Below are 15956 nucleotides of genomic sequence, written 5' to 3'. Positions count from 1 at the left end.
CAGCATCAGCAGCAGACCGGTGATGGAGGCACGGCACTCACATTAATCACTTAATATGTTCAACGTCCTAATAACCTGATTCCGGGCTTGTTAGATTGTCCAGCATATCATAATGCGTTCGCTGCAATGGTTTCTCTGCCGGGCCTTCGATAACATCCCCCGTATAGGAGAACCTCGATCCATGGCAAGGACAATCCCATGTCCGGTCTCCGGCATTCCAGTTCACCTCACAGCCAACATGCGTACAGGTCGTATCGACAATGTGAAGCTGTCCTTCCTGATCACGGTAGGCTCCTTTTCGTTCCCCATGCAGCGTAATGACGGCCCCTTGATCTTTTGCCAGATCCTGCGGCATAATCTCCGACGTCTCCAGCTTCCCTTTGATCAGATGCTTGACGACATTCGCATTTTCCTTGACCAAAGTCTTGAGACTCGGATCGGGGGTGAAGCGCAACGGCGTATACAGATCGGTATAAGGATTGTCTTTACCCAAGACTAGATCCTTGAGAAGCTGAGCAGCTGCTGTACTATTCGTCATTCCCCATTTACGGAAACCGGTTGCGATCAGGACCCGCGGCTGGGAGGAGGTAATCGGACCGACATAGGGCAGCTTGTCCAGCGTCACCAGATCCTGAGTTGACCAGCGAAATACGATGCTCTCCAGTCCCAGCACCTCCTGAGTGAAGCTCTCCAGTGCCTGGTAGTGTGTCTCCGTATCCTCTCCTTGCCCAGCTTTATGGCTATCGCCTCCGATGAGCACCAGCGTATCATTGCCATGCTGTACTGACCGAAGTGACCGGCTTGGCTGATCGATACTCAGGTACATCCCGCCCGGATAGGGCTTCTTGGTCTTGCATGCAAGGACATACGAGCGATCGGCATGCATTCTTGCCGAATACAGCCCAGTTCCCTCGTAGAAGGGGAAATGGGAGCAAGCAATGACATGGCTTCCCGTTACATTCGGTCCATTACGGGTAAGAACGGCGATCTGTTCACCATCTTCTTTTACATTGACTGCCGTGGTGTGCTCGAAAATAAGACCGCCAGCCTCTACGAACTGTTGTACCAGGTGCTTCAAATATTTCAGAGGATGGAACTGTGCCTGGTTGTCCATCTTAAGCGCTTTGTATATCTTGAGGTCAAAGGGGATACTGTCGACCAATTCGCCTGTAATACCCAGTTGATCATAAGCCTTGTACTCCGTCTCCAGCTTATGTGCAGATTGCTCAGTCGTCGCATACAAATATGCATCTTGCGTAAGGAGCTCGCAATTAATCTGCTGCTCCCGAATCGTGTGCTCGATAAATTGCTTGGCTGCCATATTAGCCTCGTAGTAATGTCTGGCCTTGGTAGCTCCAAAATGTTGGATCAGCTCATCGTAGATCAGATCATGCTGTGCAGTGATCTTGGCCGTCGTGTGCCCTGTTGTGCCGTTTAGCAGCGTGTCGGCTTCCAGCAATGCGACCTTGACGCCTTCCTTGGCTAGCAGATAGGCCGTTGTGATACCTGCCATTCCGCCGCCTACAATCACAGCATCCACCTGCACATCTTCTTCTAATGCCTTGAACGCCGGTAAATCGATGGAATCTCGCCACAGCGGTTCTGGAAAAGTCACTTGTATCCCTCCAAATTATTGTATGTACTTACTGGATAGGATTGGCGATTTCAGCATTTTTAAACGGGAGGAGGCACCTTGAGGACGAGCGACTTTGAGGGAGGGAAGAAATGTCAGTAAACGGAGATAATCCTTCGATACCGTATGACGTGGCTTTTAATCACTTGGAAGAGCTATTTCTGAGCTCACATCCAGCCTATAGCAGGGACTGGAGCAGACAGCTCATCGCTCGGTTCCGGCAGGCGAATTGTGCTTCGCTCTTCGTTCCTTTGATAATGACAACAGAGCTATAGCCATTAATTCCAGGCATGATACTAATGGTATAAGCAGGCGACCGCAGACGACTTCGGATAATACTATGAAGAGGTTCGCCAAGCTATAGGTGAAAAAGTCTATACCATCGGTATTATGCCTTATTATGTTGAATGCCGTTCAATTAGGCGATACTCCAGGGGAGCCACAGCTTCCTGCCTGGCATTCAGCATGTTGTGTATGATGATAAATGCATTCTCAGCCTGCTGCTGAACGGGATAATGAATGGTGGTCAGATCCAGCAGATGCGCTACCTCCGTATTGTTGAAGCCCATAATTCCTACTTCTCCTGGAGCGGATATTCCCATTCGGTGCAGAGTGGTTATGCAGCCAGCAGCCACCTCATCCGTTGCACAGAAAATAGCATCAGGCCGACGCGTCTGTGATACCCACCATGAGGCAAGCTCTTCGCCGTCCTGAATGGAGGTCTTGTCCTGAAAGAGAGGGAAATCATCTGCCGTGATCTGGCGTCGATGTGCAAAATCAGCGTAAGCACGTCTACGCTCCAGCGTATTCAGACCTGTGGACATCGGATAGACATTGAGAATATTGCGATATCCCTTGGCGTACAGATGCTCCAGTCCTGTCGCATAGGCGTCATACTGATCCATAAATACGGAGGGGATACGCTCATTCTCAAGCCGCTGCCATGTCACAATAGGCCCGTATTTCGTATAGGATTCAATGACCTCCCATTCATTTGTCCGCAGCACAAATACGAGCGCATCCAATTGCTTGCGCTTTAGCATCTCAAGGGCCACATGCTCTTTGCCTGCGTCTCCATTAGTAATGAACAGCGTAATGTTAAATCCGTATTTCTCCGCCGCCAGATTAAACGCATCAAGGAAGCTAATAAGCAGCGGACTGAAGGTGACGGAAATGATCCCGATAAGATGGGTGGCTCCTTTTTTCAGCGTAATCGCATTTCCGTTGGGGACATAGTCCAGCTGCTCCATGATCATGAGTACCTTTTGACGTGTGGTCTCACTTACATAGGGGTAGTTATTCAAGACCCGTGAGACGGTTGCTGTTGATACACCTGCCATGCGGGCGATTTGTTGAATGTTTGGCATCTGTGTTCACCTCAGCATCAAGCATAACACAGTTCGGGAAGCGGCTACAAAGCAGATCATACCGTTATTTCATGAAGTTGAATTTAGTGCTTGACCTGTAATGCATTACATACATTACATTGGGAGTGTAGAGAGATTCAATACCATTTCAGGAGGGTGACCTATGAAAAACGGAATAAAGATCGTAACTATTGGCGGCGGCTCCAGCTACACTCCAGAGCTTATTGAAGGTTTTATTAAGCGCTATCAAGAACTTCCTATTCGGGAATTATGGCTTGTTGATATTGAAGAGGGTAAGGAAAAGCTGGAAATTGTAGGGGCGATGGCACAACGCATGGTCAAGGCAGCAGGGATCGATTGCGAGGTACATTTGACGTTGAATCGTCGTGAAGCGCTGCAGAATGCAGATTTTGTCACTACGCAATTCCGTGTAGGTCAGATGGAAGCTCGTATCAAGGATGAGATGATTCCACTGAAGCATGGGCAAATTGGACAGGAAACGAATGGAGCAGGGGGGATGTTCAAGGCCTTCCGTACGATTCCTGTGATTCTGCAGATTGTGGAGGATATGAAGGAGCTGTGTCCGAACGCCTGGCTGATCAACTTTACCAATCCAGCAGGGATGGTTACCGAGGCAGTGCTCCGTTATGGACAGTGGGAACGGGTCATCGGCTTATGCAACGTCCCGATCATGGCTACGAAGACCGAAGCGGCCGTGCTGGGCAAAGCGGAGGAAGAGCTGTTCTTCAAATTCGCGGGCATTAATCACCTGCACTGGCACAAGATCTATGATCAAGCCGGACAGGAGCTTACAGGAGAAGCGATCGACAAGATGTATGGTCCTGATGCCGAGCCTGAGAAGATGGTGGAGAATATTAGAAACATGCGTTTCCTGCATGAGCAGCTTGTGCAATTGGAAATGCTGCCTTGTCCATACCATCGGTACTACTACATGACAGATGCGATGCTGAAGGAAGAGCTGGAGGAGGCGCAAAAAGAAGGCACACGCGGCCAAGTCGTCAAGCGTCTGGAGGAAAGTCTGTTCGAGCTCTACAAGGATCCGAATCTGGATTACAAGCCTAAGGAATTGGAGCAACGGGGTGGAGCTTATTACAGTGATGCTGCCTGTGAGATCATTAACTCTATTTATAACAATAAAGGAACGCTTATGGTCGTCAGCACACGCAATAACGGTGCGATCCCGGATCTGCCTAAGGAAAGTGCTATCGAAATCACGAGCATGATTACGGCTCATGGTGCCGAGCCGGTTCATTTTGGTTCCTTCCCTCCGGCGCAGCGGGGCTTGCTTCAGGTGATGAAGGCTATGGAGGAGCTTACGATTGAAGCGGCTGTTACTGGGGATTATGGTACCGCATTGCAGGCATTTACGCTCAATCCACTGGTGCAAAGCGGGGACTCAGCCAAGGCATTATTGGATGAAATGCTGGAGGCGCATCAACAGCATTTGCCACAGTTTCAATCCAAATGATGAACGTAATTCCTCTTTACAAAAATATTATGAACAATACGCATCTCTGTAAATAGAACGCAAGGGATAAATGCATCTGCTATCCTGTTTACAGTAGAGAAACTGTAATGCCGCCTGCAATAAAGAAACTGAAGAAACTGAAGAAATTGAAATAGAAGACAGCCTGTAAGCCTGTAGATTCCTAGCCGGAACCCACAGGTTACAGGCTGTTTTTATACACTTTTTGACTAATGCTTGGTTATTGAATAATTCATGATTCGTTAATAAGTTCGTGATCAGTTCAAGATCAGTTCAAGATCAGTTCAAGATCAGTTCATGATTTAGTTAACCCCGACAGCATCGAATGCGAGAGCAACCGATCTGGCCTGAGCTGAATTCGCGCCGTACAGGTCACGGGCCGATTGCACGAGTGCAGTCCGTGCTGCTGAGAAGTTCGAGGTTGGAGTCAGATAGTATACAAGGGCGTTGTAGTAGATTTTCACAGCATCGTCACGGCCGATTCCAGGTACGGTGACTCCGCTGAACGTTCCACCCGCTGCTGTCAAGTAATAGGCTTTATTAATAATACCGCTGTTAATATGAACTCCGCCGTAATCTGATGTGCCTGTGTAACGATTTCTATAGTGATCTGGCTGATCATAGAGTGTTGGGTTCGACATGGATCTCAAGGCATCTCCAGGAATATTAGGCGTATAGATTTCGTCGCCAATCAGCCAGTTCGTGCGCTGAACGTCGTTGCCAATAATATCGGAGAAGGCTTCGTTGAGTGCTCCGGATTCATTGACATATTCCAGGTTCGCTGTGAATTCGGTCACGCCGTGAGTTAGCTCGTGTCCAATAACGTCAGGATCTCCGGATAACGGGCGGAACGTGACACCGTCACCATCGCCATACACCATCCCTACGCCATTCCAGCCAGCGTTATTATAGGCATTGCCATAGTGGACTGTGGAACGGAGTTGGAACCCTCTTCCATCCAGACTATTGCGATTGAATTTAGAGAGGTAGTAATCGTATACCTTGGCAGCGTAGGCATGGGCATCGACAGCCGCTCCATCCGTCCAGACATTATCAGAGTCGGTCATCAGCGTACCTGGAAAGACAGTTCTTCTATTCGCTGTATAGGTCAAGATTCCATTGCCACGGGTCGTGTCTCGCAATTGATAGGTGCTGCCGGACTGTGTGGTTGTGAACGACTTGGTATCACCCAATACGCCTTTTCCTGTGCCGGTAGCCATGGTCAAGATATCGTACTGGTACACAATACTTCCGTCCAGGGCATCAATGAAGTAGCGTGTGCGAAGCAGAACAGGCTCAAGCAGGTTGACCTCTGTCATATATACAAGTCGTGCAGAATCCTTTTCAGGATAAATGTACAGCTTTGCAGTAGGCTTCACAGCGTGTTCGGCGACGTCAGGGTCTGAAAGTGAAATTTTCCCATCATTTGCACTCGCTTCGGCGTAGACGTCATTTGTTACCGCATCATTTGTGATGGCTTCCTTCGATACAGCTTCATCCGACACGACTTCCTCGGCGACCGAATCTTCGCTTGCCTGTTCCTTATCAATCAGCTTAAGCTCCTTGGATATACGCTCTGAAGCTTCAGCTTCTGCAATATACACGGCATCTGTTGCGCTGATTTTGGGGCTTGTCCCGCCAGGGATATTTTGATTGGATTTGGTGATCGTGGCGCCGAGAAGGGAAGTAACCTGTTCATTTTTATCCAAATGTACAGTCTGTACTGCGCCATAGACCGGGATGCCATCAATGTATTGCTGCAGACGATAATGATTCAATCCGTTGCTATCCTTCTCATGATTAATGATTTTCAGTTGCTTCTGTACATCTGTGCTGTTCAAGCCGAGTGATTTGGAGGAGTTCTGCAGATAATTCCATACCTTCTCCTCATTAGAAGCGGATTTCGGGGCATTAGCAACCTCGGCTACAAAGGCTGGCGTTAACTCAAATGGGCTGTCGCCTGAAGGCGCAGCACCCGCACCTGATGCAAGGGCGCTGAACAGCAGCGTACCTCCTGCTATAAGTGCAGTCGTTTTTTTCATTTGCATGGTTTATACACTCTCCCAAAAGAAAATTAGTTGTCTCTAATCTGCCGATCTAGCATCAGTAATGCTAGACGGTCACTCTAAAACGAAGCATCTTTAGCAGGTACGGGAAGAAAAGTGAAGTAACGCGTGAAGAGGAATAACTAAGGTGCAGAAGAGTTGTGAATCTGAATACAGGAGTAAGAGTCGTGGCAAGTAAGCCGGGCACTCCTCCCTTCAAGGATCGGATGGGTGCGGAGCTGGGATGAAGAAGGGGTTAAGGTTCGTTGATACATAAAAGTAATTATTTGTAAACCCTTCGAATCTGAAATTGATAGTATCATAGAATTATAGTTTCGAAAAGAGGTTTTTTTGAAATTTTTTGTAAAAAATCCGTTATAAGGAGAATGTAGTGTATGTCGAAACAAGAGCTGAAAGGAAAACAGGCCGAATTTCCTTCTTCCAGCGAATGACGGGATGATATGGCGTGGAGGTGTCATGCCATTGTGAACGAAGGGAAGCGGTAGGCTCGATAAAAAGCCTGCAGGAGAGAATCCTGCAAGCTCAATGACTATATTTCTTATCTTTGCTTCTTCGTAGCAGTTGGGGCATTTCGAGCAACAATTTATCCATGGTGATTGGATCATCGAAGTTCCATTTATTCTCGGAGTAGAACATTCGCTCCCTTTGAAGCGTTCTCCAGTAATCACTTTGCAGCATTTGATGGTACTGCTGTCGAGTCAGCGGATGATTGTCAGTCAACAAGAAATAAATATCTGCTTCGTAGATTTGGGAATAAGCAATGTCCGTCAGGCGGAAAGGTATTCCGTCATTAATCAATTCCTGTACTTTGGTAGAAGGCCTCAGCCCTCCTGTGTGATAGACAGTTAGCGAGAAGCCTTTCATTCCCATAACGTACAGGCTCCCCTCGACCATGGAGAATACCGTGGCAGTCTGTCCTACATCCATATAGCGAGCTGCTTCATGCCACATTTCCTGGCAAGCTACCTGATGGAACTGAACCCATCGCTTAGCCTGTTCTTTTTTTTGAAATAACTCGGCAACCTTCATAATCCGCTGGTATACAGGCTCATAGCGATTGATTAGTACCGTAGGCGCGATCAGAGCCAACTCATCTATCCACTCCTGTCGAAAGCCGCTGTGCACGATAAGATCCGGTTGTAGCTTGCGTATTTTGGACGGCTCACCCAGCAGGCCAATATCTTGCACACCGCTTAATTGATCCTTGTAAATAGCTCGCTTCCCGATAATATCCGTATCCGCCCCGATCGGCTGCACCCCCAGAGACAGCATGTCTCCAAGGGAATAACCCACAGCGACCACTCTATTGTACTCTGTAATGGCTGATGATTTGACGAACAGCTGCCTGGACGTTGATGCAACGTATTGCCTCGGTGTTACTCCTTCGATTTGCCTAAATTTTCGTATAAAATAGCTCTCATCCCTAAAGCCAACAGACTGCGCGATGTGTGAGAGGGTATCGTTTGTTTGCAGCAACAGCTGCTTAGCATGACGAATGCGTGTCTCCGCCAGATAATCCAGAGGCTTTTTTCCAGTAAGTGTCTGGAATAGCATGCTATACTGCCATTTCGCCACGCCAGCAATGCGATACAGCTGCTGCGCTGTGATCGTCTCATAGTAATGCTGGTCAATATAGGCGATGGTCTGCTCAACAGCCTGTATGCTGTCAGAGACGGTCTGATTTCTTTCCCGATTTTCCATAAGAAGCACTATCAGCTCTTGCATATGAATCTGTTCTTTTAACTTGGATACCTCGGATATTTCAGACTGGTCATGTAGCGACTCATACAGAAGGTCCAGCAATTGAAGCAGCTTGGCTTCATCAGCAATATCGATTCGGGTCTCGTAAGAAAGGGAGGAATGGATCTCGATGGCAGGTTGAGATATTCCGGGCTGAAAGACATAGAATTCAATAATGACAGCTCCGAGCTCTGGGGCTGCCGATTCTAACCCAGGGCTGTTCACATCTGAGTTGGAGAAGGGAGCGAACCGGATACTTGCATGTGCTTCGGGAGCCAACAAGTAGGCTTGATTATAGTCAGCTTGTATTAGATGCTTCCTTAATTGCAGCACTCCGTGGGGTGCTCTGAACAGAATAATTCTATGAGTTCCCGGGCGAGCCGGTATGACCTGTTCACAGGATAGTTGCTGTATGTTAAAGATGTTTGCAGGAATATATAAATAGACACCATCGAGGCTTGTTCGATCAGAGACTGCATCCTTACTAGAAGAATAACTCATCCCATACATCTCCTTTTCTTGGCTGAACAAAGTGTTCTGTTATCAGGAGCTGAATTTTGTGCTATGAAAAATCAGAAATCCAGTCATTGATCAATTATAGCAAACCCCATACTATAAATTGAAGATGATTTTCATTATCAATAGAGAGCCTGGGGGAGAAGCTACAATGAACTGCACAAGAAATCATAAATTATGGATCAGCCTGATGCTCGTAGCTGTAATATTGGTGACAGCAGCATGCTCGAATACAGGGGAGAAGACCGCTAATACCCAGGAGGTACAGAACGAAAATAGTGAGCAATCCATTACCGTGTCATGGATGAGGGATCTTGGGCCGTCCAATCCGCATGCCTATTATCCTTCACAATTGTTCTCACAGTCGATGATCTATGAACCATTGGTTGCTTATGGAAAGGGCGGAGAAATCAAGCCCCATCTGGCAAAGGATTGGAAGATCAGTGAAGATGGGAAGGAGTATACATTCTTCTTGCGTGAGGATGTGACTTACTCTGACGGCACACCATTTAATGCGACTAGTGTAAAACGTAATATGGATGCCATTCTGCAAAACAAGACCACGCATAGCTGGCTGGGAACTGCAAAATTGCTGGAGCGGGCCGAGGTTGTGGATGAATTTACTGTGAAGCTTGTTATGTCTGAGCCGTATTATCCTGTACTGCAGGATTTGACAACGGTTCGTCCATTCCGTTTCCTGGCTGATGCAGGCTTTCCCGAGGATGACAACACACTGGAGCATATAGCGGCACCTATTGGGACGGGACCCTGGATCCTTCAGGAATACAAGCAGGATGAGTATAGTGTGTTTGTTAAGAACCCCAACTATTGGGGGGAACAGCCTGCCTTGGACAAAATCACCGTGCGAATTATTCCCGACGCGGAGACGAGGGTGATGGCTTTTGAGAAGGGTGAGCTGGATCTGATTTTTGGCGAGGGCTCCATTAGTCTGGACTCCTTTACCGGACTTCGTGATGATGGACGGTACAAGACGGACCTGTCTGGGCCAGTAGGAACACGCAATCTAATTATCAATACGCAGAACGAGAAGCTGGCGGATATACGTGTGCGATTGGCCTTACAGCATGGATTTGACAAGGTAGCTCTGGTCAAAGGGATTACTTCTGATGTAGAACAGGTGGCTGATCAGGTGATCACCACAGACTATCCGTATGTGAAGCGGACTTACGCGCCACTCAGCTATGATACGGCCAAAGCTGAAAGCTACTTGGAGGAGGCAGGCTGGAGGCTCTCAGCTCCAGGTGGTGTGCGCGAGAAGAATGGGGAGCAGCTCAGCTTTGAATTAATGTACGATACGACAGATCGGATTCAAAAGGCCATGGGTGAGGCGCTGCAAGCGGAATGGTCGGCTATTGGTGTGAAGGTTAAGCTGACAGGAATAGAGCTAGCCGAGCAGACCAAGCGCTTCCGAGCAGGAAATTACGAATTGAATTTCTGGTTCAACTCGGGCGTGCCCTATGATCCTCATACTTTGGTAAACGCTGTGGCAGAGCCAACCTTTGGGGTGGCGGAAGCTCACACGAATATACCTGACAAGGATAAACTGGACAAGCAAATACATCAGGTGCTGGCATCTGTTAACGAGCAGGAAAGGCAGGAGCTATATGACGCGATCTTAGACACCATTCATCAGCAAGCGGTCATTGTTCCTTTATCGTATATTCGCCAATACACGGTCTACAATGATCGTCTGGACAATGTGACATTCCCGGATAGTCGATGGGATCATCCGTTCAACAGCATCCGCTTGAAATAAGGGCAGCGTATGAGTAGGCGTTCACAGCGGGAAGGGGACTCTCAGTCCATCTCATCAGGCATGTATCGGCTATATGCTCTTACATTTTTGTTTTTCAGTGTCAATGCCTTCACGCAGGTGGTTCTTCCTTTGTATGGTAAAAGTATTGGTCTGGATAACCGTACGATAGGTGTATTGCTTGGTGCCTATCTTCTGGTCAGCATGTTGTTGCGTCCATGGGCAGGGGCCGTTGTTGAACGAGTTGGAACTCGGCGTATGCTGCAATGGATTCTGCTCAGTCATCTGCTGGTGGTGCTGCTCTATGCGTGGCTCGATCAGACAGCATACGGTCTCATTCTGATCCGGGGATTGCAGGGGGCGATAGCAGCTTTCTTTTCTCTGACTTTACAGATTGCTGTAGTGGATGCTCTACCTGAGCGTGAAAGGGCACAGGGACTATCCCTATATTTGCTGTTCGGTATGCTGCCCTCGGTTATGGGACCTGCGGTTGCGTTATGGATCTGGGAGCATGCGGGCTTTCGCGGATTTATGATGAGCCTCCTGCTGGCAGCTGTTATTACGTGGCTGACAGGTCTCACAAGCCGGCTGTCATTAGGGAGTAATTCACATCGTTTGCCGTCGCAGAGACATGAGAGTAAGCAGCCCTCGGGGAGAAAAACGCATGCACTGCGCAGGGCTATCGTCAATCGGAGCTTTATCATGAGCAGTGTGGTGATGACAATGGCAGCCACAGGATTTGGTGCTACCACAGCATTCCTTGCTTTATACGTTGACTACACGAGAGTAGGCCACGCTGGAGTCTATTTTGCGATTCAGTCTGGTGTTATTGTGCTGGTGCGCTTTGCTTTCCGCAAGCTGCTTCCCTCGGATGGTATCTGGCATAGTCGCTCTATCGCCGTCCTGCTCGGTTCCATGGCCCTAGGACTACTATGCACGGTTATGGCACCTTGGACGGGAAAATCGATTGTTCTGTACATGGGGGCGGCGGCAATCGGTTTTGGGATGGCTCATATCTATCCTATTTTAGCAGCCTACCTGAGCATTGCTCTTCACCAGACTACTCGCAAAATCTGGATGGGGTTATTTATATCCATGGCAGATCTGGGTGCGGTCATCGGTAGCATAGGGATGGGGCTGGTCGCTGATTATATCGGATATGCATATGTGTTCGTCATATGTGCGGGCATGCTTGTGTGTACAGGCCTACTGGTTGCAGCAAGCAATGGCTTTATGAAGAAATCAGTCTAAGGCTTCTTGGCCATCATATTGTCCATTGTATGTGCAACAGGCTTGATTTGGCTAAATAGTCGTTCGATTTGACCATAGTTCTACCGCAGGGACAGTGCTAGGATTAGCCTATCTGAATACTTGCGAAATGGATAACAGAATCCGATAACAGAAATGAATAGCAGTAGTAACCAACATACAAGGAGGCTCTATACAAGGAGCTTCTTTGTGACTTCATTTGTGTAAGCGTTTCAAATGGATTGTGAAAGCCTGATCCTGATATGCCGAGCCATGAACCATGCTCTTATCGAACGTCCGAGCAACGTTATCACGCTATCAATCTGGTAATCCTGAGGAGGGTACATATGATGACTAACCCTGTTTCCGAGCCATTAGAGCACATGAAGGCACATGGCTATGATGCTTGGTTAAGCTACAAATCGTCGTTGCCTATCGCTGTTGCGGCTCAATATCGCTCCTGGTGTGGTGTCATCCATGTCAGCGAGCCGCATGCGACCATAGAGGCCGCCGCTACAGAGCTGCATCGGGGGATTACATCCATGCTGGATGTTCATACCGAGATGAGCAGCGCTACAACGGATCAGCCGCATATTGCGCTGGGAACCTTCAGCGGAATGTTTGGGGAAGATTCCAGTTATCCGGCGGAGTTATTTACCTCAACAGATCGTGAATCTACTGGAGCAGAAGGCTTTATCATCCGTACATGTCCTGCTGAGCGCTGCATTGCCATTGGAGCTGCGGAGCCTGTCGGGGTGCTGTATGGTGTGTATCATCTATTACGTCTTATGGGAACAGGCCGACCATTGGATACGCTTGATGAGGCGGTTGTCCCGGTCAACGGTCTGAGAATGCTCGATCATTGGGACAACATGGATGGCAGTATTGAGCGGGGCTATGCAGGTCCGTCCTTTCTGTACGAGCAGCATCAGTTCACGGCCAATCAGGAACGATTACGCGATTATGCCAGATTAATGTCCTCTATCGGCATCAATGCGATTTGTATCAATAATGTGAATGTCCATCAGCAGGAGACACAGCTGATCACTCCGCGGTATCTTCCAGATGTTGCGAAGCTTGCGGAGGTGTTCCGAATCTATGGTATTCAGCTATATCTGAGCATTAACTTTGCCAGTCCGCTGGAGTTGGGTGGCCCTGAGACGGCAGATCCCCTGAATGCTGCAGTCCGACAGTGGTGGACGGAAAAGGCTGCAGAAATCTATTCATTCATCCCGGACTTTGGCGGTGTTGTGGTCAAGGCAGACTCAGAGAATCGCCCTGGTCCATTCACTTATGGACGCAATCATGCGGATGGGGCGAATATGCTGGCAGAGGCGCTCCAGCCATACGGCGGTATCGTCATCTGGCGCTGTTTTGTATACAATTGCAAGCAGGATTGGCGGGATCGCTCAACAGATCGGGCTCGGGCGGCGTATGATCATTTTAAGCCGCTGGACGGTCAGTTCCACGACAATGTCGTGCTGCAGATCAAGAATGGACCGCTGGATTTTCAGGTACGAGAGCCTGTGTCACCGCTGCTCGGCGGCATGGAGCATACTCATCAAATATTGGAGTTTCAGATTACCCAGGAATATACCGGGCAGCAGCGACATGTCTGCTATCTGGTACCGCAGTGGAAGGAGATTCTGGAATTCGATACGTGTGCACAAGATAAATATGCTCCAGTTAAGCATGTGGTGGATGGGTCGTTATGGGAGCGGGCACGAAATGGGATAGCGGCCGTGACGAACGTAGGCGCAGACTGGAACTGGACCGGACATTTGCTGGCACAGGCGAATCTGTATGGCTATGGACGGCTTGCCTGGAATCCTGACTTGAGTGCAGAGGCCATTGCGGAGGAATGGGTGAAGCTAGTTTTTGGCCTGGATGAACTCGTGGTCAGTGCCATCACGCAGATGCTGATGGATTCGTGGCCGATCTACGAGTCATATACTTCCCCGCTCGGAGTAGGCTGGATGGTGAATCCGGATCATCATTATGGGCCCAACGTGGACGGATATGAATACTCGAAGTGGGGCACATATCACTACGCAGACAGCAAAGGGATTGGAGTTGACCGCACAGTCCATTCTGGTAGCGGCTATAGCTCACAGTATATGGGGGCGAATGCCGAGCGTTACGAGTCACTGGAGCGATGTCCAGATGAGCTGCTGTTATTTTTCCACCATGTTCCCTATGAGCACCGCTTGAAGTCAGGCACAACCGTCATTCAGCATATCTATGATACTCATTTCGCAGGTGCGGACAGAGCAGCAGCGCTGCTGTCCACTTGGAGGGAGCTACAGGGACGCATGAAGCAGACTTATTTCGAGCAGGTGGAGGCTAGGCTGGAGGAGCAAGTGGAGCATGCCAAGGAATGGAGGGACCAAATTAATACGTATTTCTACCGTAAGAGCGGTATTGAGGACCGTGAGCGGCGAATGATTTATTAAGCCTGTCTATGTGGCAATAGCTGCGAACGTGTGGGGAGATTTCCCTCTAGGTAGCACCTTGCCTGAATATGATTTCAGTATGTAGTCTGTAATTATTGTCCTCTTGGTATGTAATTATAGCTTTGGTATGTAATGATAACGTAGTATGTAAGATAACTATAGATAGTAAAAAAGGAAGCCTGCACTACTCGTGCAGGCTTATTTCTCGTTGAAGTATGGCTCCAGCAATTAGTTACCTTTGATCCCTCGAACGAGCTTGGGAGTCAGCTCCGTGAGATAGTAGAGCAGTGCGATGAATGGCATTGCCACGCCTATAAGGGCTGTAGGTCCCCAGCCGCCATGTGCGTAAGACCATCCTCCAAGAAAAGAACCAGCAGCTCCGCCCAGGAAAAAGATGGCCATGAACAGCCCATTGAGTCGGCCCCTGGTCTCATTGCCCAGAGAATAGATGGTACGCTGTCCGAGTACAAGGTTACCGGATACGGCCATGTCCAGCGTAATAGCAGCAACGACAAGGAGTGTGAGGGAAAACGTGGAGCTTCCTTGATTCAGGTAGGCGACCAGGAATGACAGAATGGCGATGATGAATGCCAAACCGGTCAATGGCTGGGTCCATCCTTTGTCTGCGAGTCTTCCGGCTATAGGGGCAGCGATCGCTCCCGCTACTCCAGCTAGTGCGAACCATGCGATCCCCTGCTGCGACAGGCCGAAGTGGTCCGTCAGATACAGGGGAACTGCTGTCCAGAACAGACTGAATGCTCCGAATAGAGAGGCCTGATAGGCTGCACGACGACGCAGGGCTGGCTGTGTCTTCAGCAAGGTCCAGAGTGATGCGATCAGCCCCTTATAGCTCAGGGATGGTGACGGCTTGCGGGTAGGAAGGGCACGGGACAAGAGGATAGCGAGCACGGCAATGGCTACGGCAGAGATCCAGAATACGGACTGCCAGCCCCAGACATCCGCTACGAAGCTGGCGACAGGCCGTGCGAACATAATCCCTAGCAGTAACCCACTCATTACATTGCCAACGACACGTCCTCGTTGTTCTTCAGATGCCAGATAGGTGGCGAAAGGCACTAATATCTGGGCCACGACACTGCCTAAGCCGAGCAGCAGCGAGAAGGTGAGGAACAACGCTGCGTTCGGAGCCAGAGCTGCACCGATTAGAGCAAATACAACAGCGACTAGGGCGGTAATGACAAGACGGCGATTCTCGAATAGATCACTGAGTGGCACGATGAACAGGAGTCCTATGACATATCCGATCTGGGTAATAGTTACGATGAATCCGGCAGTCTCGGCACTTAAGCCTGTTGCTGCACTGATCGGACCAACAAGTGTCTGGGAATAATAGAGATTGGCGACGATGAGCCCGCATGCGGCTGCTAGCAGGAAGACCAGACCGTTAGAGAGCGTTGCTTCTTGGGGGGCATGCTTTTTAATCATGAGAATAACCTCCTCGATTTAATGAACGGTTAGTTCACTAATTTGTATGAGTAAATAATATACTGAACGTTTCGTTTTGTAAATAGGCTGATTTTTTGATATACTACACATATGATTTTAAGGACCGAAGCCACTACGCCACGCGGGAGACTACAGTCAAATGAGAACAACAGCATTCCAATATCACCGAGCAAGTAGATCTACTT

10 protein-coding genes are annotated in these 15956 nt (G+C 48.9%); 5 read left to right on the top strand and 5 right to left on the bottom strand.

Features of this window, described 5'->3' with window-relative positions; all coding sequences use genetic code 11:
* Positions 1-67: 67 nt before the first annotated feature.
* The gene (locus tag MKX74_RS17555; protein WP_028588835.1) at positions 68-1615 is read right to left on the bottom strand and encodes an FAD-dependent oxidoreductase; all 1548 of its coding nucleotides are present in this window, start codon (positions 1613-1615) and stop codon (positions 68-70) included.
* 110 nt (positions 1616-1725) lie between these two features.
* Between MKX74_RS17555 and MKX74_RS17550 the strand changes: the two genes are divergently transcribed.
* On the top strand, positions 1726-1908 hold the full coding sequence (locus MKX74_RS17550) for a hypothetical protein (RefSeq protein WP_018886853.1): 183 nt from the start codon (positions 1726-1728) through the stop codon (positions 1906-1908).
* Between the two features lie 123 nt (positions 1909-2031).
* On the opposite strand, the gene MKX74_RS17545 is transcribed toward MKX74_RS17550, so the two are convergent.
* Complete coding sequence (locus tag MKX74_RS17545) at positions 2032-3000, bottom strand: LacI family DNA-binding transcriptional regulator (RefSeq protein ID WP_018886854.1); 969 nt, start codon at positions 2998-3000, stop codon at positions 2032-2034.
* Between the two features lie 163 nt (positions 3001-3163).
* Between MKX74_RS17545 and MKX74_RS17540 the strand changes: the two genes are divergently transcribed.
* Positions 3164-4489, top strand: a complete 1326-nt coding sequence (locus MKX74_RS17540) for a 6-phospho-beta-glucosidase (RefSeq protein ID WP_341179276.1) — start codon at positions 3164-3166, stop codon at positions 4487-4489.
* A 320-nt stretch (positions 4490-4809) separates the two neighbouring features.
* Here the strand turns inward: MKX74_RS17540 and MKX74_RS17535 are convergent, their stop codons facing one another.
* Positions 4810-6549, bottom strand: a complete 1740-nt coding sequence (locus MKX74_RS17535) for a M4 family metallopeptidase (protein ID WP_341180601.1) — start codon at positions 6547-6549, stop codon at positions 4810-4812.
* Between the two features lie 546 nt (positions 6550-7095).
* Positions 7096-8814 carry an AraC family transcriptional regulator gene (locus tag MKX74_RS17530; RefSeq protein ID WP_341179275.1) on the bottom strand — a complete coding sequence of 573 codons (1719 nt, stop codon included), beginning with the start codon at positions 8812-8814 and terminating at the stop codon, positions 7096-7098.
* A 166-nt stretch (positions 8815-8980) separates the two neighbouring features.
* Here MKX74_RS17530 and nikA point away from each other — a divergent pair, with 166 nt between their 5' ends.
* From nikA to MKX74_RS17515, 3 genes are all read left to right on the top strand, one after another.
* Positions 8981-10606 (top strand): nickel ABC transporter substrate-binding protein, encoded by a 1626-nt coding sequence (gene nikA / locus MKX74_RS17525; RefSeq protein WP_341179274.1) that lies wholly within the window; start codon positions 8981-8983, stop codon positions 10604-10606.
* A 9-nt stretch (positions 10607-10615) separates the two neighbouring features.
* Positions 10616-11854 (top strand): staphylopine family metallophore export MFS transporter CntE, encoded by a 1239-nt coding sequence (gene cntE, locus MKX74_RS17520; protein WP_341179273.1) that lies wholly within the window; start codon positions 10616-10618, stop codon positions 11852-11854.
* 344 nt (positions 11855-12198) lie between these two features.
* Positions 12199-14304, top strand: a complete 2106-nt coding sequence (locus MKX74_RS17515; RefSeq protein WP_341179272.1) for an alpha-glucuronidase family glycosyl hydrolase — start codon at positions 12199-12201, stop codon at positions 14302-14304.
* Between the two features lie 228 nt (positions 14305-14532).
* Here MKX74_RS17515 and MKX74_RS17510 read toward each other — a convergent pair whose 3' ends face one another.
* Positions 14533-15750: an MFS transporter gene (locus MKX74_RS17510; protein ID WP_341179271.1), complete on the bottom strand. Its 1218-nt coding sequence runs from the start codon at positions 15748-15750 to the stop codon at positions 14533-14535.
* Between the last annotated feature and the right edge of the window lie 206 nt (positions 15751-15956).

This window comes from Paenibacillus sp. FSL K6-1230 (assembly GCF_038002385.1).
GTDB classification, from domain to species: Bacteria; Bacillota; Bacilli; order Paenibacillales; family Paenibacillaceae; genus Paenibacillus; species Paenibacillus massiliensis.
The sequence above is the reverse complement of the archived record's forward strand: the minus strand, read 5'-3'. Positions and strand labels throughout refer to the sequence as shown.